Annotated in this window: 24 protein-coding genes; 2 read left to right on the top strand and 22 right to left on the bottom strand. The window is 68.4% G+C overall.

What is annotated here, in order from left to right; genetic code table 11:
• Positions 1-5: 5 nt before the first annotated feature.
• Positions 6-875: an alpha/beta hydrolase gene (locus ASD35_RS09300; protein WP_082580021.1), complete on the bottom strand. Its 870-nt coding sequence runs from the start codon at positions 873-875 to the stop codon at positions 6-8.
• 173 nt (positions 876-1048) lie between these two features.
• On the opposite strand from ASD35_RS09300, the gene ASD35_RS09295 reads away from it, so the two are divergent.
• Entirely contained in the window at positions 1049-1738 is a 690-nt protein-coding gene (locus ASD35_RS09295) for a TetR/AcrR family transcriptional regulator (RefSeq protein WP_082580020.1), read from the top strand.
• 705 nt (positions 1739-2443) lie between these two features.
• On the opposite strand, the gene xth is transcribed toward ASD35_RS09295, so the two are convergent.
• The 9 genes from xth to glpD all read right to left on the bottom strand — a co-directional run bounded on the left by xth (position 2444) and on the right by glpD (position 11266).
• On the bottom strand, positions 2444-3316 hold the full coding sequence (gene xth / locus ASD35_RS09290; protein WP_235538279.1) for an exodeoxyribonuclease III: 873 nt from the start codon (positions 3314-3316) through the stop codon (positions 2444-2446).
• A 10-nt stretch (positions 3317-3326) separates the two neighbouring features.
• Entirely contained in the window at positions 3327-3476 is a 150-nt protein-coding gene (locus ASD35_RS27075; protein WP_157275446.1) for a DUF3606 domain-containing protein, read from the bottom strand.
• 233 nt (positions 3477-3709) lie between these two features.
• Positions 3710-5443 carry an ABC transporter substrate-binding protein gene (locus ASD35_RS09285; RefSeq protein WP_056874557.1) on the bottom strand — a complete coding sequence of 578 codons (1734 nt, stop codon included), beginning with the start codon at positions 5441-5443 and terminating at the stop codon, positions 3710-3712.
• Positions 5444-5529: 86 nt separating this feature from the next.
• The gene (locus ASD35_RS09280) at positions 5530-5838 is read right to left on the bottom strand and encodes a DUF2160 domain-containing protein (protein WP_056874556.1); all 309 of its coding nucleotides are present in this window, start codon (positions 5836-5838) and stop codon (positions 5530-5532) included.
• Between the two features lie 30 nt (positions 5839-5868).
• Positions 5869-6681, bottom strand: coding sequence for a carbohydrate ABC transporter permease (locus tag ASD35_RS09275; protein ID WP_056874555.1), 813 nt, complete (start codon positions 6679-6681; stop codon positions 5869-5871).
• A complete protein-coding gene (locus ASD35_RS09270) occupies positions 6674-7558 on the bottom strand; it encodes a carbohydrate ABC transporter permease (RefSeq protein ID WP_056874554.1) in 885 nt (294 codons plus the stop codon). Before ASD35_RS09270 ends, ASD35_RS09275 begins: the two co-directional genes overlap by 8 nt.
• Positions 7555-8583 carry an ABC transporter ATP-binding protein gene (locus ASD35_RS09265; RefSeq protein ID WP_056874553.1) on the bottom strand — a complete coding sequence of 343 codons (1029 nt, stop codon included), beginning with the start codon at positions 8581-8583 and terminating at the stop codon, positions 7555-7557. The genes ASD35_RS09270 and ASD35_RS09265 overlap by 4 nt, the downstream gene beginning before the upstream one ends.
• A complete protein-coding gene (locus tag ASD35_RS09260) occupies positions 8583-9653 on the bottom strand; it encodes an ABC transporter ATP-binding protein (RefSeq protein ID WP_056874552.1) in 1071 nt (356 codons plus the stop codon). The genes ASD35_RS09265 and ASD35_RS09260 overlap by 1 nt, the downstream gene beginning before the upstream one ends.
• Positions 9644-11266 carry a glycerol-3-phosphate dehydrogenase gene (gene glpD / locus ASD35_RS09255; protein ID WP_369819197.1) on the bottom strand — a complete coding sequence of 541 codons (1623 nt, stop codon included), beginning with the start codon at positions 11264-11266 and terminating at the stop codon, positions 9644-9646. Before glpD ends, ASD35_RS09260 begins: the two co-directional genes overlap by 10 nt.
• Before the next feature lie 200 nt (positions 11267-11466).
• Between glpD and ASD35_RS09250 the strand changes: the two genes are divergently transcribed.
• Complete coding sequence (locus ASD35_RS09250; RefSeq protein ID WP_056874551.1) at positions 11467-12234, top strand: DeoR/GlpR family DNA-binding transcription regulator; 768 nt, start codon at positions 11467-11469, stop codon at positions 12232-12234.
• Between the two features lie 24 nt (positions 12235-12258).
• On the opposite strand, the gene ASD35_RS27765 is transcribed toward ASD35_RS09250, so the two are convergent.
• From ASD35_RS27765 to ASD35_RS09190, 12 genes are all read right to left on the bottom strand, one after another.
• A complete protein-coding gene (locus ASD35_RS27765; protein ID WP_200956015.1) occupies positions 12259-13179 on the bottom strand; it encodes a PHB depolymerase family esterase in 921 nt (306 codons plus the stop codon).
• Between the two features lie 190 nt (positions 13180-13369).
• Positions 13370-14251 carry an alpha/beta fold hydrolase gene (locus ASD35_RS09235; protein ID WP_056874548.1) on the bottom strand — a complete coding sequence of 294 codons (882 nt, stop codon included), beginning with the start codon at positions 14249-14251 and terminating at the stop codon, positions 13370-13372.
• A gap of 98 nt (positions 14252-14349) precedes the next feature.
• Entirely contained in the window at positions 14350-15597 is a 1248-nt protein-coding gene (ccmI, locus tag ASD35_RS09230) for a c-type cytochrome biogenesis protein CcmI (RefSeq protein WP_082580018.1), read from the bottom strand.
• The gene (locus ASD35_RS09225) at positions 15594-16034 is read right to left on the bottom strand and encodes a cytochrome c-type biogenesis protein (protein WP_056874546.1); all 441 of its coding nucleotides are present in this window, start codon (positions 16032-16034) and stop codon (positions 15594-15596) included. The genes ccmI and ASD35_RS09225 overlap by 4 nt, the downstream gene beginning before the upstream one ends.
• The gene (locus ASD35_RS09220; protein WP_056874545.1) at positions 16031-16549 is read right to left on the bottom strand and encodes a DsbE family thiol:disulfide interchange protein; all 519 of its coding nucleotides are present in this window, start codon (positions 16547-16549) and stop codon (positions 16031-16033) included. The genes ASD35_RS09225 and ASD35_RS09220 overlap by 4 nt, the downstream gene beginning before the upstream one ends.
• Positions 16549-18564, bottom strand: coding sequence for a heme lyase CcmF/NrfE family subunit (locus tag ASD35_RS09215; RefSeq protein WP_056874544.1), 2016 nt, complete (start codon positions 18562-18564; stop codon positions 16549-16551). The genes ASD35_RS09220 and ASD35_RS09215 overlap by 1 nt, the downstream gene beginning before the upstream one ends.
• On the bottom strand, positions 18561-19004 hold the full coding sequence (gene ccmE, locus ASD35_RS09210) for a cytochrome c maturation protein CcmE (protein ID WP_056874543.1): 444 nt from the start codon (positions 19002-19004) through the stop codon (positions 18561-18563). The genes ASD35_RS09215 and ccmE overlap by 4 nt, the downstream gene beginning before the upstream one ends.
• A complete protein-coding gene (ccmD, locus tag ASD35_RS27070; protein WP_157275445.1) occupies positions 19001-19135 on the bottom strand; it encodes a heme exporter protein CcmD in 135 nt (44 codons plus the stop codon). Before ccmD ends, ccmE begins: the two co-directional genes overlap by 4 nt.
• A complete protein-coding gene (gene ccmC / locus ASD35_RS09205; RefSeq protein ID WP_082580017.1) occupies positions 19132-19896 on the bottom strand; it encodes a heme ABC transporter permease CcmC in 765 nt (254 codons plus the stop codon). Before ccmC ends, ccmD begins: the two co-directional genes overlap by 4 nt.
• Before the next feature lie 4 nt (positions 19897-19900).
• Positions 19901-20557, bottom strand: coding sequence for a heme exporter protein CcmB (ccmB, locus tag ASD35_RS09200; RefSeq protein ID WP_056874542.1), 657 nt, complete (start codon positions 20555-20557; stop codon positions 19901-19903).
• Entirely contained in the window at positions 20551-21201 is a 651-nt protein-coding gene (gene ccmA / locus ASD35_RS09195) for a cytochrome c biogenesis heme-transporting ATPase CcmA (protein WP_235538278.1), read from the bottom strand. The genes ccmB and ccmA overlap by 7 nt, the downstream gene beginning before the upstream one ends.
• Positions 21188-21841, bottom strand: coding sequence for a cytochrome c3 family protein (locus ASD35_RS09190; protein ID WP_056874540.1), 654 nt, complete (start codon positions 21839-21841; stop codon positions 21188-21190). The genes ccmA and ASD35_RS09190 overlap by 14 nt, the downstream gene beginning before the upstream one ends.
• Between the last annotated feature and the right edge of the window lie 17 nt (positions 21842-21858).

Below are 21858 nucleotides of genomic sequence, written 5' to 3'. Positions count from 1 at the left end.
GCTGGTCAGGCCGCGACCGTCTGACTTAAACCAACGGGCCTCCGCGATTCCCGGGGCGGTTCAAAGTGCCCTTTTGGGTACCGCTTGAGCGTAGTGAGGGGCGAGTTGGCTGCTGCACGGATCGCGGGACCTGGCGGCGTGACGCGATCCTCCATGGCCACCTGCACGAGATTGGGCATGGTCAACTTGGCCAGATGGCGACCCGGTGAATACAGACCGATGAATAGTGCGAAGCGCGCCGCCACCCGCTGGTCGAAGGGCTGGCCTGGCGGGACAAGCTTCAGATAGCCCTCGTCATCGCCGGGGCCTGTCATCAGCCCCAGCTTGCCCGGCTCATTGCTGGACAGTACGTAGTGTGGCGGCATTCCGAGCAGGCCTCGCAAAGCGTCATAGATGCCGTGGAATGTCAGGCGAACGCACGGCATGAAGCCCAGCGCCAGCACGCCGGCAACGCCGCTGAAATGTGGGACCTGAGAAATCACCGCGGCCAGCTCAGGTTCCCGGGCGGCCGTCGCAAGCACGTGACCGCCGCTGAGCGACGAGCCCCAGATCGCGATCTTGTTCGCATCGACTTCGGGCAGGGTGCGCGCATGCGCGATGGCTGCTTGCCAGTCCTGCAGTTCCTTGCTGATGTCCAGCAACTGGCGCGGCTGCCCGTCGCTCGCTCCGAAGTGGCGATAGTCGAATACCAGCGTGTGGTAGCCGGCCGCGGCGAACTGCTCCGCATAGGCACCGAGCCGCATTTCCTTGATCCCACCAAGGCCGTGAGCCATCACGACGCAGGGTCTCGGGTTGGTCGCTTCGGCTGCAGCGGGATAGAAGCATCCTGCACATTCCTGCCCCTGCGAACGGAACTTGACGTCTCGTCGTGTCATTCTGTCTCCACACGCTAAAGATTTCGAACTATCTGATAATGACGGTTATCAGATTGTGCGACGACACAGGCATCGCAGTCAAGTGCCAGACCATTGCCCTTCGACAGGAGCAGGCTCCAGGCAAAACGATGCCCGTCGCCCAGGGGCCAGGCATGAAGCCATAAGATCGAGACATGGAAAAAGGCAAGTCAAGGGATCGGTCTGCAAACGTCGAACGAGAGAACTCGCGCGGCAATGGCGAGCGCCGCTATGCAGGCAGCTCCCACCATGAACGGCTCGAGGATCGACGGCGGCGCTTGATCGGCGCGGCCATCGGTGTCTATGGCACTGTCGGATTTCGGGCGGCGACCGTGCGCGCCGTGTGTGAGCAGGCAGGCCTCACCCCGCGCTACTTCTACGAGTCCTTCGCCAGCAACGAGGTGTTGCTTTGCGACGCGTGCGGGGAAGCAATGGAACACATGCGCATGCTTGCTCTTCAGGCCGTTCAGGCCTGCGAGCCGACGCCGGCCGCGCGGATTCAGGCCGCTGCGCGGTCGTACTTCGCAGCCATCCTGTCAAACCCTGCAGTTGCGCGTGTGACTCTGATCGAGATCGAAGGCGTCAGCACCTATGTGGATGAGCGGTACGGCGCCGAGCTAGACAAGACCACCGCGTTGATAGAGCGTCTGGTCTTCGCCGATCTGGCTGTGGGCAAGAACGCCACTTTGCACCCACGGATGCTCGCTCGGGCTCTGCTCGGCTCGCTCTATCAACTCGCCAAGGATTGGACGCATTCGGGATTCGTCGAACCCATCGACGTGCTTGTTTTCCACTTCCGAGCCATGGCTCTGGGCGCGCTTCAGCAACTCAGGACTTCGGTCTAATTCGAAGCGTTGTCAGGTTTCGCTCGCCAGCGCCTCCGGTCGTCCTGTTTGCTCCCCCCAATCGCTGGATTGCTATTGGGCGTAGGTCGGCGACTGCTTTGTGGCGCTGAATTCCGCAGGCCCACCGGCTGCTGGGGGTCGATTTGAGACGGTCGCTGGACGCGGGAGCGGTCATTCGGGCGTAGTAAGCGCAGCCAGCAGCATCGAACGGCCGCTCATGCAGTCAGACCAGCCACTCAGAACCTCAGGCGGCCGGCACCTGGAAGACCGAACCCGGCTCAGAACCGGTCACACGACGCCCCGCCCCCAGTGACCGAGTTCGCTGCCAACCGGGCACTGACAATCTTTGTTTTTGTTCGCCTGCTCAAAGATGTCAAACTCAGGCCGTTTGACAGTCTTTCGAAATTTCTCTCCGCAGGGGCAATGTCTGACACTCTTAAATTTTTCGATCATTTTAAATAAAGTCCAAGACACGGCAGACAAAGGGGCGCATCGAGCGCCCCTTTTCTTTTGTCATTGCGCCCACTGCTCGGAATACATCCTCGACGCCGAAGCTTCTGGCCAACGCCAGCACATAGACCTTCAGCAGATTTATCCATCGGCGGCACTGGCAATGCCACGGCGCGGCCGGCGCTGGTCAGTGCGCCGAGGACGGCAGCAGCAGGTAGAGCGGGGGGACAAAGAACTGGCTGACAAGACACTCGGTCAGCCCGCCAGAGGGGCGTCGCTTGGCGCGGAGGGCTTCGGGGCCGGCCTCGACTTCTTCGCCGCCGCACGCTTGACCGCCGGCTTGGCCGCCGGCTTCTTGCGACGCTTCTCAGCCAGCTCGATCTCTGCCCAGACGGGGGCGTGGTCGCTCGGGTGCTCGGCACCGCGTTCATCGCGATCCACGCCGGCGTCCAGCACCCGCAGGGCGCTGCTGACCAGGATGTGGTCAATGCGCAGGCCTGCATCGCGCTCCCAGTGCTTGCGAAAGTAGTCCCAGAACGTGAACGGCACCTTGTCGAGATAAACCGCCTTGATGGCATCCGTCCACCCCTGGGCCAACACGTCGGCAAACGCCTGGCGCGACTCGGGCTGCAGCAGCGCGTCCTTGCGCCAGCTGTCGGGTTTGTAAATGTCAGCGTCGGTGGGGACGACGTTCCAGTCCCCCAGCAGCACGACGGGCTGGCCGGTCGCGAAGAGTTCGGCTGTGCGCTTCTTCAGTCGTTCAAACCAGCGCAACTTGTAGTCGAACTTGGGGCCAGGCTGCGGGTTGCCGTTTGGCAAGTACAGGCAGGCGAACAACATGCCGTTGATGGCGGCCTCCAGGTAGCGCGCCTGCTTGTCGCTCGCGTCGCCCGGCAAGGCCTTGATGACGGGAACGAGTTCATGGCGGGACAGCAGCGCGACGCCGTTCCAGCTGCGCTCGCCGACCACCAGTGAGCGATAGCCTGCATCCTTCACCGCCTGGACGGGGAAGTTCTCCGTGGTGGCCTTCAGCTCCTGCAGGGCGACGACGTCGGGCTGCGTTCGCGCCAGCCAGTCGAGCAGTTGGTCGGTGCGCCGCACCACGCTGTTGATGTTCCAGGTCGCCACCCGCACCGCATCACCGCTTTGACTTGAGGTGGGCTTCCTCGGCCGTGGCCTCGTTGTCGACCGCCTTCACCGCGACCTCGGGTTCGCCAGGAGTGACGCCGAACTTCCTGGCGCGGTCTCGGACTTCATCGGTCTCGCTGGTGTTGATGCCATCCGACATGGGGAGTCCCACAGTGTTGAACGCCCACCGTAGGCCAGCGACGGCCGGCCGGGTGTCGGACAACTCCGCGTTGTCGGCGCCGGCGCGGTTGGCCCCCGGCCCGTGGCCCCGGCCGCGCGGGCAGTGCCCGAAGTGGCTCAGCGCGCTTTTGCAATGAGAGAAAGCAAACAGACCCGGCGCTCGGCCGGGTCTGACGCGCGGTCGCTACCGTGACGGATGCGCGGCAATGAGGCTCAGCGCACCTTGCCCGACTTCCACGCATTCAGCAGCGTGTCGTAGGCAATCGTTTCGCCCTTGGGCTTCTCATTGGCGAGCTTCTGCCACGGCGCGCCCTTGTCGGACAGCCATTTCTTCGGGTCTTCCTTCTTGTTGAGCTTGGGCGCGCAGCGGGCCATGCCGGCGCGCTCCAGGCGGCTCATGACCTGGTCCATCTCCTCGGCCAGGTTGTCCATCGCGGCTTGCGGGGTCTTCTCGCCCGTCACGGCGACGGCGACGTTCTTCCACCAGAGCTGTGCGAGCTTGGGGTAGTCGGGCACGTTGGTGCCGGTCGGCGTCCATGCGACGCGTGCCGGGCTGCGGTAGAACTCCACCAGGCCGCCGAGCTTGGGTGCCAGGTCGGTCATGGCGCTGCTGCGGATGTCGGACTCGCGGATGGGCGTCAGGCCCACGATGGTCTTCTTCAGCGAAACGGTCTTGGCGGTCACGAACTGCGCGTACAGCCAGGCGGCGGCGGTCCTGTCGGCGTCGTGCGCCTCGAAGAAGGTCCAGGAGCCCACGTCCTGGTAGCCGTTCTGCATGCCCTGCTTCCAGTACGGGCCGTTCGGGCCCGGGGCCATGCGCCACTTGGGCGTGCCGTCTGCATTGACCACCGGCAGGCCGGGCTTGGTCATGTCGGCCGTGAAGGCGGTGTACCAGAAGATTTGCTGGGCGATCTGCCCCTGGGCCGGCACGGGGCCGGCCTCGCCGAAGGTCATGCCGGTGGCTTCCTTCGGGGCGTACTTCTTCATCCAGTCGACGTACTTGGTGAGTGCGTAGACGGCCGCGGGCGAGTTGGTGGCGCCGCCGCGTGAGACGCTGGCGCCGAGGGGCGTGCAACCGTCGGGCGAAGCGCGGATGCCCCACTCGTCGACCGGCTTGCCGTTGGGGATGCCGATGTCGGCCGTGCCGGCCATCGACAGCCAGGCATCGGTGAAGCGCCAGCCGAGCGACGGGTCCTTCTTGCCGTAGTCCATGTGGCCGTAGATGGGCTTGCCATCGATGGTCTTCACGTCGTTGGTGAAGAAGTCGGCGATGTCCTCGTAGGCGCTCCAGTTCAGTGGCACGCCCAGCTCGTAGCCGTACTTGGCCTTGAACTTCTGCTTCAGGTCTGGCCGGGCGAACAGGTCGGCGCGGAACCAGTACAGGTTGGCGAACTGCTGATCGGGCAGCTGATAGAGCTTCTTGTCCGGGCCGGTGGTGAAGCTGGTGCCGATGAAGTCGGCGAGGTCCAGCCCGGGGTTCGTCCACTCCTTGCCCTTGCCGGCCATGTAGTCGGTCAGGTTCATGACCTTGCCGTACCGGTAGTGCGTGCCGATCAGGTCGGAGTCCGAAATCCAGCCGTCATAGATGGACTTGCCCGACTGCATGGAGGTCTGCAACTTCTCGACGACGTCGCCCTCCTGGATCAGGTCGTGCTTGACCTTGATGCCGGTGATCTCTTCGAAGGCCTTGGCGAGCGTCTTGGATTCGTACTCGTGCGTGGTGATCGTCTCCGAGACGACCGAGATCTCCTTCACGCCCTTGGCCTGCAGCTTTTTGGCGGCGTCGATGAACCACTTCAACTCGGCCGCCTGCTGCTGCTTGCTCAGCGTGGAGGGCTGGAACTCGGTGTCGATCCACTTCTTGGCTTCGGCCTCGCCGGCCCATGCGCTCTGACCCACAACCAGAGCAGCAGCGGCAAAGGCCACGGCATTCAAGCGCAATTTCATGTCTGTCTCCTGAGATGGCTTCCCATTGCTTGCACTGGCATGCCGGTCGGGAAGAGATGGCCGGCCGCCTTTTCGAAAAACGCGTTTCAGCCTTTCCGCATGATCAGCGCGAGCAGTGCCATGGAGAGCACGAAGCTGATCCAGATGGAGGGTTCGTCCACAAGGCCGAACCAGGCGACCATCTTTTCGCTCAAGGCGACGAAGGCCAGGTTGACGTAGGCCGCCGCCAGCAGGCCGACGAACAGGCGGTCCCCGCGGGTCGTCTCCATCGGCAGCCAGCCGCGGCGGCTGGTGGTGGGTGACTTCAGCTCCCAGACCGTCATGCCGATCAGCATCAGCACGATGCTGCAGAAGAACACTGCCACCGGCAGCGTCCAGGCCATCCACTCGAACATGCTTGTCTCCTCTCGGTCGATCGCGGGGCGCTAGACGCGGCCCATCGCGAAGCCCTTGGCGATGTAGTGCCGCACGAACCAGATGACGATCGCGCCGGGCACGATGGTCAGCACACCGGCGGCGGCGAGCACGCCCCAGTCCATGCCGGAGGCGCTGACCGTGCGCGTCATCGTCGCGACGATGGGCTTGGCATTCACGCTCGTCAGCGTGCGGGCCATCAGCAGCTCCACCCAGCTGAACATGAAGCAGAAGAACGCCGCCACGCCCACGCCGGCCTTGATGAGTGGCACGAAGACGGTCAGGAAGAAGCGCGGGAAGGAGTAGCCGTCGATGTAGGCCGTCTCGTCGATCTCGCGCGGGATGCCGCTCATGAAGCCTTCCAGGATCCAGACCGCCAGCGGCACGTTGAACAGCAGGTGCGCGAGCGCCACGGCGATGTGCGTGTCCATCAAGCCCAGCGTGGTGTAGAGCTGGAAGAAGGGCAGCAGGAAGACGGCCGGCGGCGTCATGCGGTTGGTCAGCAGCCAGAAGAAGACGTGCTTGTCACCGAGGAAGCTGTAGCGGCTGAACGCGTAGGCCGCCGGCAGGGCCACCAGCAGCGAGATCACCGTGTTGATGGCCACGTAGATCAACGAGTTGATGTAGCCCGAGTACCAGCTCTCGTCGGTGAAGATGGTCTTGTAGTGCTCCCAGGTGAAGTCCCGCGGGAACATGCTGAAGGTCGACAGGATCTCCGTGTTCGTCTTGAACGACATGTTGACCATCCAGTACACGGGCAGGATGGCGAACAGCAGGTAGGCGAACAGGAAGATCGAGCGCTTCCTGAAGCGGCGTTCATCCATGGGAGGCTCCTTGCGGGCTGGTGGTGCCCACGCGCTGCATCCAGTTGTAGAGGATGAAGCACAGCAGCAGGATGATGAGGAAGTAGATCAACGAGAAGGCGGCGGCGGGGCCGAGGTCGAACTGGCCCACCGCCTTCTGCGTCAGGTATTGCGACAGGAAGGTCGTGGCATTGCCCGGGCCGCCGCCCGTCAGCACGAAGGGCTCGGTGTAGATCATGAAGCTGTCCATGAAGCGCAGCAGCACGGCGATCATCAGCACGCCGCGCAGCTTGGGCAGCTGGATGAAGCGGAAGACGGACAGCTTGCTGGCGCCGTCGATGCGCGCGGCCTGGTAGTAGGCGTCAGGGATGGCGCGCAGGCCGGCGAAGCACAGCAGGGCGACCAGCGGCGTCCAGTGCCACACGTCCATCACCAGCACCGTAAGCCAGGCGTCGGTCGCATGGCCGGTGTAGCTGTACTCCACGCCCAGCCAGGCGAGCGCCGCGCCCATCAGGCCGATGTCGGTGCGGCCGTAGATCTGCCAGATGGTGCCGACCACGTTCCACGGGATCAGCAGCGAGATGGCCACCAGCACCAGCACCGCGGAAGACTTCCACCCCTGGGCCGGCATCGACAGCGCCAGGCAGATCCCCAGCGGGATCTCCACGAGCAGCACCGACAGCGAGAACCCCACCTGGCGCAGCAGTGCGCCTTGCAGGTCCTCGTCGCGCATCACCGCCTTGAACCACTCGGTGCCGACGAACACGCGGCGTTCGGGCGAGATGATGTCCTGCACCGAGTAGTTCACCACCGTCATCAACGGCAGGATGGCGGAGAACGCCACGCACAGGATGACCGGCAGGATCAGGAACCACGCCTTCTGGTTGACCGGCTTCATGCCATCAGCTCCTCGTCCTTGTAGTAGCAGGTGTGGCTGCCCTTGACGCTGAACCACGCGGTCGCGCCGACGGCGGCGGGCGTGATGTCGGGGCTGAGGCGCGCCCGGATCACGCTGTCGCCCGACCTGGCGGTGACGAGCCAGTAGGTGCCGACGTCCTGCCGCTGGGTGACGACGGCCTGCAATGCGCCGGCCGCACCGGGTTCTGCCAGCGTCACGTACTCGGGGCGCACACCCAGCATCGTCGCGCCGGCAGGAGCGCCGGGCACGATGTCGGCGGGCAGGAAGTTCATGCCCGGCGAGCCGATGAAATGCCCGACGAAGGTGTGCTGCGGGCGCTCGAAGAGCTGGCCGGCCGTGCCGATCTGCACCGCGCGGCCGCGCGTCATCACCACCACTTCCTCGGCAAAGGTCAGCGCCTCGACCTGGTCGTGGGTGACGTAGATCAGCGTGAGCTTGAGCTCGTGATGGATCTGCTTGAGCTTGCGGCGCAGCTGCCACTTGAGGTGCGGGTCGATGACGGTGAGCGGCTCGTCGAACAGCACGGCGCTCACGTCCTCGCGCACCAGGCCGCGGCCGAGCGAGATCTTCTGCTTGGCGTCGGCCGCCAGGCCGGCAGCACGCATGTCGAGCTGGCCGCTCAGCTCCAGCATCTCGGCGATGACGCCCACGCGCTGCTTGATCCTGTCGCGCGGCACGCCGCGGTTCTTCAATGGGAAGGCCAGGTTCTCGGCCACCGTCATCGTGTCGTAGATGACAGGGAACTGGAACACCTGGGCGATGTTGCGCTGCTGCGGCGTCTGCCGCGTGACGTTGATGCCGTCGAACTGCACCGTGCCCTGCGACGGCGTGACGAGGCCGGAGATGATGTTGAGCAGCGTGGTCTTTCCGCAGCCCGAGGGACCGAGCAGCGCATACGCGCCGCCATCGCGGAAGACCATCTTCAGCGGCAGCAGCGCGTAGTCTTCATCCGCCTGGGGGTTGGGGCGGTAGGCGTGGGCCAGGTCGAGTTCGATGCGGGCCATCAGGTCAGCTCCTTGGCCGGCGCCAGCAGCAGCGCGCCGCTGGCGTCGAACACGTAGACCTGGGCCGGGCTCAGATGCAGCGTGAGGCTGGCGCCCAGTTCGAAGAAGTGCACGCCGGTCAGTTGGGCGACGAGTTCTCCGACCGGCGTGTCCACGTGCACGAAGGTGTCGGAGCCCGAGATCTCTGCCAGCTCCACCGTGCCGGGCAGCGCCACGTCGCCGGGGCGGCTTTGCACGTGCAGGGCGCTGGCGCGCACGCCGACGGTCAGCGTGGCGCTGCGGGCGGCGGGCAGGGAGACCGTGATCTGTACACCCGCCGGCAGGCTCACGCCCGACGCGGCGGCGGTGCCGGGAATCAGGTTCATCGGCGGGTCGCTGAAGGCGCGCGCGACGCGGATCGACCGCGGCCGGTGGAACACCTCGGCCGTGGGGCCGTGCTGGAGCACTTCGCCGGCATCCATCACGGCGGTATAGCCGCCCAGCAGCAGGGCCTCGGTGGGCTCGGTGGTGGCGTACACGACGGTGGAGTCGCCGTCGGCGAAGAGCTGTGTCAGCTCGTCGCGCAGTCCCTCGCGCAGCTTGTAGTCCAGGTTCACCAGCGGCTCGTCGAGCAGCATCAAGGGTGCGGCCTTGGCCAGCGCGCGGGCCAGTGCCACACGCTGTTGCTGGCCGCCGGAAAGCTCCGCGGGCAGGCGCGACAGGAAGGGTTCGATGCGCAGCTTGGCGGCCAGGGCCTGCACACGGCCGGCGATGTTCTTCTCGCGGCGCAGCTTGAGCGGCGAGGCGATGTTGTCGTACACGCTCATCGACGGGTAGTTGATGAACTGCTGGTAGACCATCGCGACGTTGCGCTGGCGCACCGGCATGCCGGTCACGTCCTTGCCGTCCACATGGACGTGGCCATGCGTGGGCACATCCAGCCCCGCCATCAACCGCATCAGCGTCGTCTTGCCGGCCTGCGTGGCGCCGAGCAGGACCGTGACGGCGCCGGGCACGAGCTTCAGGTCCAGTGGGTAGAGATGGGTCTCGGGGCCCACCACCTTGTCGACCCGCTCCAGCGTCAACTCCATGTCGTCGTCCTCACGCTGTCTGCGGTGGGGGTCGTTGTCGTTTCGCCCGGCCATCGCGCCGCCCACCAGCGGGCGACGTCCTGGCGTTGTGCTTCGGTCAGGTGCAACCCGAGCTTGGTGCGGCGCCACAGCACGTCATCGGGCGTGCGTGCCCATTCGTGGTCATGCAGGTAGACGAGCTCGCATTCGTGCAAGCCCGGTGCGACCTCTTCACCCAGGCCTTCGGCCCCCAGAACTTTGTCGATGCGAGCGCCATAGCCACGAGCCAGCCGATGGCGCAGTGTGGCTGGCAGCGCCGGGTGGCGCTCCCCCAGCTTCTGTTCGAAGCGGGCGAAGTCGACGTCGGGCCGCGCGGCCGGGCCGATCCAGGCACTGAGGTCGCCACCGGGCAGGTAGGTGCCCGCCGTCCACGCGGCGCTTTTCACGCCCAGGCATTTGCACAGCCCGTCCGCCGCATCCTCGGCCAGCTTGCGGAAGGTCGTGATCTTGCCGCCCCACACGGTCAGCAGTGGCGCGCGGTCGGTGTCGAGTTCGAGCAGGTAGTCGCGCGTCACGGCCGAGGGGTCTTCGGCGTCATCCTCGATCAGCGGGCGCACGCCGGAGTAGCTCCACACCACGTCGCTCGGCACCACCGGCTTGACCATGTAGCGGCTCGCCTGTTCGCACAGGTAGCGGATCTCGTCGTCGTCGATCTTCGCGTCACCGACCGCGCCCTTGTGCTCGACGTCGGTGGTGCCGATGAGCGTGAAGTCGCCCTCGTAGGGAATGATGAAGATGACGCGCTTGTCGGCGCCTTGCAGCGCGTAGGCATGGTCGTGGTCGAACAGCTTGGGCACCACGATGTGGCTGCCCTTGACCAGCCGCAGTGGCTTGATCATGGACGCGTTCGCGTGCGCATGCTCCCTGAGGAACTGGGCGGCCCACGGCCCTGCGGCGTTAACGAGGGCGCGAGCGCGCACGGGGCGGGTGTTGCCCGCGCCGTCCTGAAGCGTGACCTGCCAATGGGCGTTGTCGCGCTGGGCATCCGTGCAGCGCCAGCCCGGCAACACCTGGGCGCCGCGCTCGGCGGCATCCAGCGCGTTGAGCACCACCAGCCGGGCGTCGTCGGTCCAACCGTCGGAGTACAGGAAGGCGCGCGAATAGCGCGGGTTCAATGGCGCGCCCAGTGGGTGCCCGCGCAGGCGGATGGTGCGTGAGCCGGGCAGGAACTCGCGCCGCGCGAGATGGTCGTAGAGGAACAGGCCGATGCGCATCATCCACACCGGCCGCATGCTCGGGTCGTGCGGCACCACCAGCCGCAGCGGCCGCATGATATGCGGGGCGCTGCGCAGCAGCACCTCGCGCTCGGCCAGTGCCTTGCGCACCAGCAGGAAGTCGTAGTACTCCAGGTAGCGGATGCCGCCGTGGATCATCTTGGTGGAAGCCGACGAGGTATGGGCGGCCAGGTCGTTCTTCTCGCACAGCACCACCGACAGGCCGCGCCCGGCCAGGTCGCGCGCGATACCGGCGCCATTGATGCCGCCGCCGACGATGAGCACGTCGCACGCCAGCGCCGCATCGGAGAGGGTGGGCACTGCGACCGTGGGTGTCGCGCTCGCCGAGGAGTCGTTCAAGCTGTCTCCGATCGTTGTGGATGGCCGCACGCTCAGGCGCGATAAAAACGCTTTTGCAAGTTCGTTTTTGTTCGTCTGCGTTCGCAGCTTTTCTTTTTATGCCACAAACGAACGCTGCGCAAGAGCGGATGCACCCGCTATGGCACTTCCGGCCGGGCGTTTACGCTCGCCTCCCCAACTTGACCTCCCGCCTTGCGCGCATGACCCCCAACCCCCGACAGGCCTTGTTGATCCAGGAGGTGCGCAACCGCGGCGCGGTCTCCGTGGAGGCCTTGGCCGAAAAGTTCGGCGTGACGCTGCAGACGGTGCGGCGCGACGTGAAGCAGCTCGCCGCTTCAGGCCTGCTCGCGCGCTTCCATGGCGGCGTGCGCATGCCGACGTCGACGACGGAAAACATCGCCTACCGGCAGCGCCAGCAGCTCAACGAGCACAGCAAGCAGCGCATCGCGCGGGCGATCGCGGCGGTCGTGCCGCAGGACTGCTCGCTGATCATCAACATCGGCACGACGGCCGAGGCGGTGGCTCGCGAGCTGATGGATCACAAGGGCTTGCGGGTCATCACCAACAACCTCAACGTCGCCGCCATCCTGAGCGACAACCCCGCCTGCGAGGTCATCGTGGCAGGGGGCGTCGTGCGCTCCCGCGACCGCGGCATCGTCGGCGAAGCCACGGTGGACTTCATCAGCCAGTTCAAGGTGGACATCGGGCTGATCGGCATCTCCGGCATCGAGGACGACGGCACCTTGCGTGATTTCGACTACCGCGAGGTCACGGTGGCGCGGGCGATCATCGAGCACTCGCGGCAGGTGTGGCTGGCGGCCGATCACTCCAAGTTCAACCGGCCGGCCATGGTCAAGCTGGCCCGGCTCGACGAGGTCGACAGGCTGTTCACCGACCAGGCGCCGCCCGAGCCTTTCCCTGTGCTGCTGGCAGAAGCGGGGGTGCAGTGCGAGGTGGCGCCGCCCTAGTCCCGGCGGTTCACGCCGGTCGCGCTAGAACCGATCAAAGAACGCCTTGGTCTCGCTGGCCGCGAAGCTGGGCGGCCAGTGGCCACCGGTCGCGTGGCCGCACCAGACGACCGGCTTGCCGGCGCTGCAGCCCTGGTACTCCACGCAGCCGTTGGTGCCGATGGGCACGGTGGTGGCGCTGCAGCTGTTGCGGGCCACGAAGGTGTTGCGGGCATCCTCCCCTGCCGAGTAGGGGACGGTGTTGTCGTCCATCGCGTGGTCGAAGATCGCCGCCACCCGGTGGGTCGACGTGCCGCACCCGCTCCAGAGCGACCCTGACAAGGGGGCGATGGCGCGCACCACGTCGCCCATCTCGCAGCCGATGGCGTTGGACATCATGCCGCCGAAGCTGAAGCCGGTGGCGAACACGCGTTGCGGGTCGGTGCAGATGCCTTGCTGGACCTGGCTGATCAGGTTGCGCATGAAGCGGATGTCGCGCCCGCCACTGTTGGCCCAGCCTGCATCCAGGCCTTGCGGGGCGATGAAGATCGCGTTGTTGCCGTACAGCGGCTTGAGCCCGAAGAAGCCGTTCCAGGTGCGCACCTCGGTGGCGCTGCCGCCGCGCCAGTGCAGGCCGATGATGACCGGATAGGTCTTGTTGCGGTCGTAGTCCGTGGGCAGCTCCAGCCAGTACGTCCGCTGCATGCCGTCGGAGCTGATGGTCTGCTCGCCGGTGCTCAGCTTGGCGGCGCTGCCGCAGCCGGCGCTGGCGGTGCCGGCCGCGCCCGATGGGGACGATGACGGCGAAGACGCCGGTGCCGCCGCGGGCGTCGGGCTGCTGTCGGTGGACGCCCCACCGCCGCCGCAACTGGCGAGCGCCCCGACGAACACCGCGATGCCCAGCGTTCGCCGGATCGAGTGAAGGGCTTGCGCGGCGTTGGAAGAGGACGCCTGAATCGTGGCCATCGATGTGATCCAGTGAGGGGTTCGTGGGCGGGGCGTGATCGAGTCACGCGAGCCGGCGCCTGACGTCAACGTGGATGGTCGAACCGGCGCCTCAGCATGGCGCGCCGGCCGGATCGCGGCGGCGCGATTCAATTTGGTATTACCAGTCTAGCAATTCACATCATTGGTATTGCCAAATTGATAGCCCCTACTACTCCCCGTTACACACGCCATGGACACGCCCGAGGAAGTGACGCACCCGCGCCACGACGTCGTCCAGGTTCGTTTCCAGCAGCCAGTGCCCGCCGTCGAGCAGATGCAACTCGGCATCAGGCAGGTCACGCAGGTAGGCGCGGGCTGATTTCTCGGGCATGTAGGCGTCCTGCGGTCCCCAGACGATCAGCGTGGGCGGGCGGTGCTCGGCCAGGTACTTGCGATGCTGCGGGAACCAGGCGCGGTTCTCTTTCAGGCCGGCGATCAGGCCGATCGCGATCTCCTTGCGCCTGGGCGTCATCAGCGACCAGTGCAACTGCCACAGGTCGGGCGGAATGCGATCTGCCAGCTCCGGCCGGACCGCGTTCAGGAACTCTTCCTTGAACGTCTCCTCGGTGATCGATGCCGCCAGCTTGGCGCGCATCTCGGCGGCCGGCAGCGTCCAGGTCTGCTCGATCTCCGCGTACTTCGGACCGAGCGCGTCTTCGTAGGGAATGTCGCCGTTCTGGATGATGAGCGCCGCCACCCGCTCGGGTGCCCGGATGGCCAGCCGCGCGCCGATGGGCGAGCCGAAATCGTGCAGGTAGAGAGCGAAGCGGTGCAGGCCCAGCTCGCGCACGAAGTCGTCGAGGAACGCGGCGATGCCGTCGAAGCTGTAGTCGAAGCCTTCCGGCGTGCCGCTGTACCCGGCGCCCGGGTAGTCCGGCGCGATGAGCCGCCAGCGGTCCGCCAGGCGCGGCATCAGGTTGCGGAATTCGTAGGACGAACAGGGATAGCCGTGCGGAAGCAGCACGACCGGCGCCCCTGGCGGCCCCGCCTCCCGATAGAAGGTGTCCACATCGCCAACGCGGATGCGACGGTGCCGCACGCTCGTACCCATGAGCACTCCTGCTTCGTCAGTCCAGCGGCAACCCTAACCGATCGATCGCGCGGCGCCTCCGGAAAGCACAACCGCCGTGGGGTTTTGGAATGCGTGAATCAAGGGGCAGGACGCGCGCCCAATGTGTCGATGACCAGCGCCACGCCTTGGCTGCCCGCACGCACCGCGAGCGCCCGGCTGCCCGGCTGCCCCGGCTGCCGCTGTGCCGTGCCCGAAGGACTCACACGCGCCTCGATCGTCAGGTCGACGGCCTGCGACAGCCGCGGGCCGGTGGGGGACATCGCATGACGGTCGTCGAGCACGAAGTCGGCCGGCAATGCGGAGGCCGGCAGCCGCAGCACGGCCAGCGGCGCCGGCCCCGCAGCCGCGGAGCGGGCGACGATGAAGACGGTGTCGCCGGGCTGCACCTTGCCCTGCAGTGCTGCGGCAACGCGGACGGTGCCGGTGATGCCGTTGGGTAGCGGCGCAGTGGCGCGCGCGCCATCCAGGCCGGCCATGTCGTTCTGCAGCCGCAGCGCGATGTCGGAGTCGGGCTCCAGCAGCGGCAGCAGGCGCTGCCAGTGGCGGCGCGCGGCGTCGCGGTCGCCGCGCCGTGCGGCCGCGGTGCCGGCCAGGGCGAGGGCCTTGGGCTGGTCCGGGTGCAGGGCCAGCGCAGCATCGAGCGCGGCCTGCACCGGGCCGTCCAGCGCGCCGCCGCGGGCGGAGGCGAGGGCGTCGGCCCGGTCCGCCAGCAGACGCGCCTGCAGCTCGGCCGGCGCCCGCTGGCGCGCCGCCAGATCGGCCGCGCGCTGGTAGGCCTGCGCGGCGGCGGGGAAGTCCTCCTGCACCTCGCGGGAGCGGGCCAGCACCATCCAGCCTTCCAGGTCGTCCGGCGTCTGCTGCAGGCGTTCGGCCAGCCGCGCGACCATGGCATCGGCGTCGATGCCCTTGCCGGCGTGCGTGTCGGGCTGCGCTTGCGCGAGCGTGGCGGCGGCGCGCGGATCGCCCACCTGCAGGTACAGCCCCAGCGCCGCCAGCGGCAGCAGCACGCTGAGCACGGCGGCGGGCGCGCGCTTCTGCCACGGGCCGTCGGCCGCGCGCGCCTGCGGCGTGGCGGCCGCGCGGTCGATGTCGTCGAGCAGGCGGCGCTGCAGTTCGTCGACCGCCTGCCGGTGATCGGCGGGTGGCAGTGACTGGCGGTCCAGCTCGTCGCGTTGGGCGCGGTACAGGCTGCGCAGGCGCGCCTCGATGCCGGCACGCCCCTCGGGCTGGGCGATGCTCTCGCGCAGCAGCGGCCACAGCAGCCCGGCCAGCGCGACGAGCAGCAGCGCCAGCGCCGTGCCCCACAACGTCCAGATCGGGCTCATGGCGTGGTCTCCTCGGCCAGCAGCCGCTCGGCCCGGGCCTTGTCGGCCGCGCTCAATGCGGCAGACGGCGCCTGCCGGCCGCGACGGCGCAGCGCGGCCAGCAGCGTGGCGATGCCCGCCGCGGCGCCGACGAAGGGGCCGGCCCACAGCAGCCAGGTCGACGGCCGCAGCGGCGGCGTGTAGTGCACGAAGGCGCCGTAGCGCTGCTCGAAGAAGGCGATCACGTCGCCGTCGCTGCTGCCGGCCTGCAGCTGCGTGCGGATCTCGCGGCGCATGTCGGCGGCCAGCGGCGCGTTCGACTCGGCCACGGTCTGGTTCTGGCAGACGACGCAGCGCAGCTGCGCGGCCAGCCGGGCCTCGCGGGCTTCCAGCTCGGCCGGCGCATCGGCCCGCGCCAGCGTGGCGCACAGCATGAAGGCGAGCAGCAGGGCTTTCATCTGAGCGTCCTGACGGCGGGCATCAGCTTGTCGCGCCAGACCTCGGCCGTGACCGGCCCGGTGTGGCGCAGGCGCACGCGGCCGGCGGCGTCGATGACGAAGGTCTCGGGCACGCCGTGCACGCCGAAGTCCATGCCCACGCGACCGTCGGCGTCGACGGCGGAGGCGATGTAGGGGTTGCCGACCTGGGCCAGCAGCGCGCGCGCCGCGGCATCGCGGTCCTTGTAGTTCAGGCCGTACAGCGGCACGGCGTCGCGCGCGGCCAGCACCTTCAGCGCCGGCAGTTCGGCGCGGCAGGGCTCGCACCAGGAGGCCCAGACGTTCAGCAGCCATACCTGGCCGCGCAACGGCGCGGTGTCCAGCCGTTGCTGTGGATCGTGCAGCAGCGGCAGGCCGATGGCGGGCGCGGGCTGGTCCACCAGCGCCGACGGCAGCGCGCGCGGGTCGCGCCGCATGCCCAGGCCCAGCACCACGGCCAGGGCGAGGAAGGCCAGCAGCGGCAGCAGGAAGCGCATCAGGCGGCCTCCGGTGCGCGGCCGGGTAGCGTGGCGCCCGACGCGGCCGGCTGGCGGCGCCGGGCGGTGGCGCGGTAGCGGCGGTCGGTCAGCGCCAGCAGGCCGCCGGCGGCCATCAGCGCGCAGCCGATCCAGATCCAGCTCATGAAGGGCTTGACCTGGATGCGCGCCGTCCAGGTGCGCGCGTCGACGGGCTCGCCCAGCGCGACGAAGAGGTCGCGCGTCAGGCCGGTGTCGATGGCGGCCTGGCTCAGCGGCATGGCCTGGGCGCGGTACTGGCGCTTCTCGGGCCGCAGCAGCGTCAACAGCTGGCCGTCGCGGCTGACGGCGACATGGCCGCGCTGCGCGTCGTAGTTGGGGCCGGTGGTGCGGTCGACGTGCTGCAGCTGGAAGTCGAAGCCGCCGACGCTGACGGTCTGGTCGAGCGTCAGGCTCAGCTCGCGCCGGCTCTCGAAGCCGTTGGCCAGCGTGACGCCGAACACGAAGAGCCCGATGCCCCCGTGCGCCAGCAGCATGCCCCACCAGCCGCGCGGCTGGCGTGTGATGCGGTGGCGCCAGTCGGTGCCGTTCTCATCCGCGCCGGCCAGGCGTTGCCAGGCATGCGCCAGCGTGCTGCACACGCACCAGGTGGCCAGCAGCAGGCCGAAGGCCGACAGCGGCGTCCAGGCCGCCGCACTACCGCGCGGCAGCAGCGCGGCCAGCAGCAGCGCGCTCGCGCCGCTGGCGGCCAGCGCCCAGCGCAGCCGGCGGCCCAGCTCGGGCAAGGTGCTGCGCTTGAAGCGCGCCATCGTGCCCACGCCCATCAGCATCAGCGCCGGCACGACCAGCGGCACGAACACGGCCTCGAAGTAGGGCGGGCCGACGGAGATCTTGTCGCCGCCCAGCACGTCCAGCAGCAGCGGGTAGAGCGTGCCGATCAGCACGGCCAGCGCGGCGGTGCTGAACAGCACGTTGTTGACGAGCAGCAGCGACTCGCGCGACAGCGCCGCGAACCAGCCGCCGCCGCGGACGGTGGGCGCGCGCCAGCCGTACAGCAGCAGCGAGCCGCCCACCACGGCGACCATGAAGCACAGGATGTACAGGCCGCGGCCCGGGTCCACTGCGAAGGCGTGCACCGACGTCAGCACGCCCGAGCGCACGAGGAAAGTGCCCAGCAGGCTCAGCGAGAAGGCCGCGATCGCCAGCAGCACCGTCCAGCCGCGGAAGGCGCCGCGCTGGTCGGTCACGATCAGCGAGTGGACCAGCGCCGTGCCGACCAGCCAGGGCATGAAGGAGGCGTTCTCGACCGGGTCCCAGAACCACCAGCCGCCCCAGCCGAGCACGTAGTAGGCCCAGGCGCTGCCGAGCAGGATGCCCAGCGTCAGGAAGCTCCAGGCTGCCAGCGTCCAGGGCCGCGACCAGCGTGCCCACGCAGCATTCAGTTCGCCCGAGAGCAGCGCCGCGATGCCGAACGCGAAGGCCACCGAGAAGCCGACGTAGCCCATGTAGAGCAGCGGCGGGTGCAGCACCATGCCGGGGTCCTGCAGCAGCGGGTTCAGGTCGCGCCCCTCGGCCGCGGCGGGCAGCAGCCGCTCGAAGGGGTTGGACAGGAACAGCAGGAAGGCCAGCAGCCCGACGCTGATCATGCCCATGACGGCCAGCACGCGCGCCACGTAGGCGGGAGGGAGCTGGCGGCTGCACAGCGCAACGGCCAGCGTCCAGCCCGACAGCAGGCATTGCCACAGCAGCATGGAGCCCTCGTGGCTGCCCCACACGGCCGTGAAGCGGTAGATGGCCGGCAGTTCGGAGTGCGAGTTCGCGGCGACGTAGCGCACCGAGAAGTCGCCGGTGAGGAAGGCCTGCGCCAGGCAGGCGAAGGCCAGCCACGCGAACAGGCATTGCAGCGCCGCGGCCGGCCGCGCGACGCGCATCCAGCCGGCCACGCCCCAGTGCGCGCCCGCCATGGGCAGCACGGCCTGCACGGTCGCGACCAGCAGCGCCAGCACCAGCGCGAAGACGCCGACCTCGGGGATCATCGCGGCGCCCCGTCGGCCTTGGCGCCGGCCTTCAGCGCCGCGGCGGCCTCGGGTGGCATGTAGTTCTCGTCGTGCTTGGCCAGCACCTCGGTGGCGGTGAAGACGGCGCCGTCCTGCAGCCGGCCGGCGACGATGACGCCCTTGCCCTCGCGGAACAGGTCGGGCAGCAGGCCGCGGTAGCGCACCGGGATGCTGCGCGCACCGTCGGTGACGGTGAACCGCAGGTCCAGCCCATCGGCGCCGCGCTGCAGCGAGCCGGACTCGACCAGCCCGCCGAGCCGGAACGCGCCCAGGCGCGGCGCCTCGCCGGCCTGCACTTGCGTGGGGCTGTAGAAGAACATCACGTTGCTGTTCAGCGCGTTCAGCACCAGGGCGGTCGCGGTGGCAACGGCGGCCAGGCCCAGGCCGACGAACAGCAGGCGGCGGCGGCGCGGCGTCATTCGGCCTCGCCGGTTTCGAGCGCCGCGGCGCGGCGGCAGCGCCGCCACAGCAGCAACGCCTCGGCCAGCAGCAACAGGCCGCTGGCGCCGTAGGCCAGCAGCAGGTAGAAGCCGTGGTCGGGGTGGTTCATGACTGCGCCTCCAGCGCCGCACGTTCGGTGATCAGGCAGCGCACGCGCGCCAGCGCCACGGCCATCGTGTAGGCCCAGCAGGCCAGCGCCATCAGGAGCATGCCGGCCAGCATCGTGTGCGTCATCGTCGGCGCGGCATCGAAGCGGATCGACGAACCCTGGTGCAGCGTGCTCCACCAGCGCACCGAGAAATAGATGATGGGCACGTTGACGACGCCGGCCAGCAGCAGGATGGCGCCGGCACCGTCGCCGCGGCGCGGATCCTCGAAGGCGGACACCAGGCCGAGGTAGGCCAGGTAGAGGAACAGCAGGATCAGCTCCGACGTCAGCCGCGCGTCCCACACCCACCAGGCGCCCCAGGTCGGCTTGCCCCAGGCGGCGCCGCTCCACAGCGCGATGACGGTGAAGAGCGCGCCGGTGGGCGCCAGCGCGCGCGACATCAACGGCGACAGCCGCGTGCCGAACACCAGGCCCAGGCCGGCATGCAGCGCCGCGACGAGGTAGATGAACATGGACATCCACGCGGCGGGCACGTGGATGAAGATGATGCGGTAGACCTCGCCCTGCTGGTGGTCGGTCGGCGCGACGGCGAAGCCCACCCACAGGCCGGCCAGCGCCAGCACCGCGGCGAGGCCGGCGCACCACGGCACGAGCCGGCCGGCGAAGGCGTGGAACACCGGCGGCGAGGCCAGGCGGCGCCAGCGCGGCGCTGGGCGGCGGGGGGTGAGGGGCAGGCGGCCCGTCGTCACGTCGTGGTTCATGTCGTCACTCCAGCGCCAGCCGCAGCGCGGCCGCGCTGGCCCAGGGGCACAGGAAGGCCGCCAGCGCGAGGCAGGCGCCCAGCAGGCTCAGCGACGCGCCGGCCGGCAGCCCCTGCTGCCCGGCCGACACCGCCGCGCAGCCGAACACGAGTGGCGGCACGCTCATCGGCAGCATCACCAGTGCGAGCAGCACATGGCCGCGCACGCCCAGCGTCAACGCCGCGCCGAGCGCACCCAGCAGCACCAGCGTCGGCGTGCCCAGCAGCAGCGCGACGACCAGCAGGCCGACCGCATCGCCGCCCAGCCCGTACTGCAGCGCCAGCAGCGGCGCGGCCAGTACCAGCGGCAGGCAGGCGATGCACCAGTGCGCTGCCACCTTGGCGGCGACCAGCGCTGTCAGCGGGTGCGGCGACAGCAGCCATTGCTCCAGGCCGCCGTCGGCCAGGTCGGGCTCGAACAGGCGCTGCAGCGAGATCAGCACCGCCAGCAGCGCGCTCACCCAGACGACACCCGGGCCGATGACACGCAGCAGTGCCGCATCCGGGCCGATGGCCAGCGGAAACAGGCTGCACACGAGCACGAAGAACAGCAGCGCCGCGAGCGCGTCGGCCGGCCGCCGCAACGCCAGCAGCAGTTCGCGCAGGAACACTGCGGTCAGCATGGGGCACTGGCATCCAGGTCGAGGCGGCGCACGCCGGCTGTCAGGGTCAGGTCGTGGTGGGTGGCGACGACAGCCGCGCCGCCGGCCTGCAGGTGCTCGGCCAAGCGCGTGTCGAAGAGGCGTTCGCCGGCGGTGTCCAGTGCGGCGCAGGGTTCGTCCAGCAGCCACAACCGGCGCCGGCCCATCCAGACGCGTGCCAGCGCCAGGCGCCGCCGCTGGCCTTGCGACAGGCGGCGTGCCGGTTGTGCTGCGAGTGCGGCCAGACCCCAGGCCTGCAGCGCCGCAGCCGGGTCGGCGGCGGTGTCGGCCGGGCCGGCCAGGCGTTGCGCGAAGCGCAGGTTCTCGATGGCGCTGAGGTCGGCGTTGACGCCGTTCAGGTGCCCGAGGTAGGCCATGTCGCAGGCGTAGGTGGCGTCACCCGGCAGCAGCGGCCGCCCCTGCCAGTGCAGCTCGCCGCCGCTGGGTTGCGCGAGGCCTGCGAGCAGGCGCAGCAGGCTGGTCTTGCCGCTGCCGTTGGCGCCGCGCAGTTCCAGCACCTCGCCGGGATGCAGTTCGAAGCTCAGGCCGGCGAACACGCGCCGGCCCCCGCGCCGGCAGCGCAGTTCGCGGGCGCTGAGGCGCATGCTGCCGTCAGGGCTTGGCATCGCCGGAGCCGGCAGACGCGTCGCCGTGGGGCACCTTCTGGCCCGGCGTGTCGCTCGGCGCGTCGCCCGGCGGGATGTGCGGCAACCGGTGCGCGATGCCCTTGTGGCAGTCGATGCAGGTCTTCTCTTTGTTGGCCAGGTAGGTCGAGTGCATGGCCTGGGCGCGCGCACTCTGGCGCGTGAAGTCCATGGAGTCGTAGTTGTGGCAGTTGCGGCACTCCAGTGAGTCGTTGGCCTTCAGCCGCGACCACTCGTGCTGGGCCAGCTCCAGGCGCATGTCCAGGAACTTCTCGCGCGTGTCGATGGTGCCGAAGATCTTGCCCCAGACCTCCTTGGAGGCCTTCATCTTGCGCGCCATCTTGTCGGTCCAGTTGTGCGGCACGTGGCAGTCGGAGCAGACCGCGCGCACACCGGATCGGTTGGTGTAGTGGATGGTGCTCTTCAGCTCGGCGAACACGTTGTCGCGCATCTCGTGGCAGCCGGTGCAGAACTTCTCGGTGTTGGTGAGTTCCATCGCCGTGTTGAAGGCGCCCCAGAACATCACGCCGCCGATGAAGCCGCCGATGGTCAGGAAACCGAGGCTGAAATGGACGCTGGGCCGGCGGATGACCACCCAGTAGCGCTTGAGGAGTTTCAACATGCTGCTGCCTTCGCGAT

Origin of the sequence: Pelomonas sp. Root1444 (assembly GCF_001426885.1) — a bacterium.
In the GTDB taxonomy this organism is placed as follows: domain Bacteria; phylum Pseudomonadota; class Gammaproteobacteria; order Burkholderiales; family Burkholderiaceae_C; genus Pelomonas.
The sequence above is the reverse complement of the archived record's forward strand: the minus strand, read 5'-3'. Positions and strand labels throughout refer to the sequence as shown.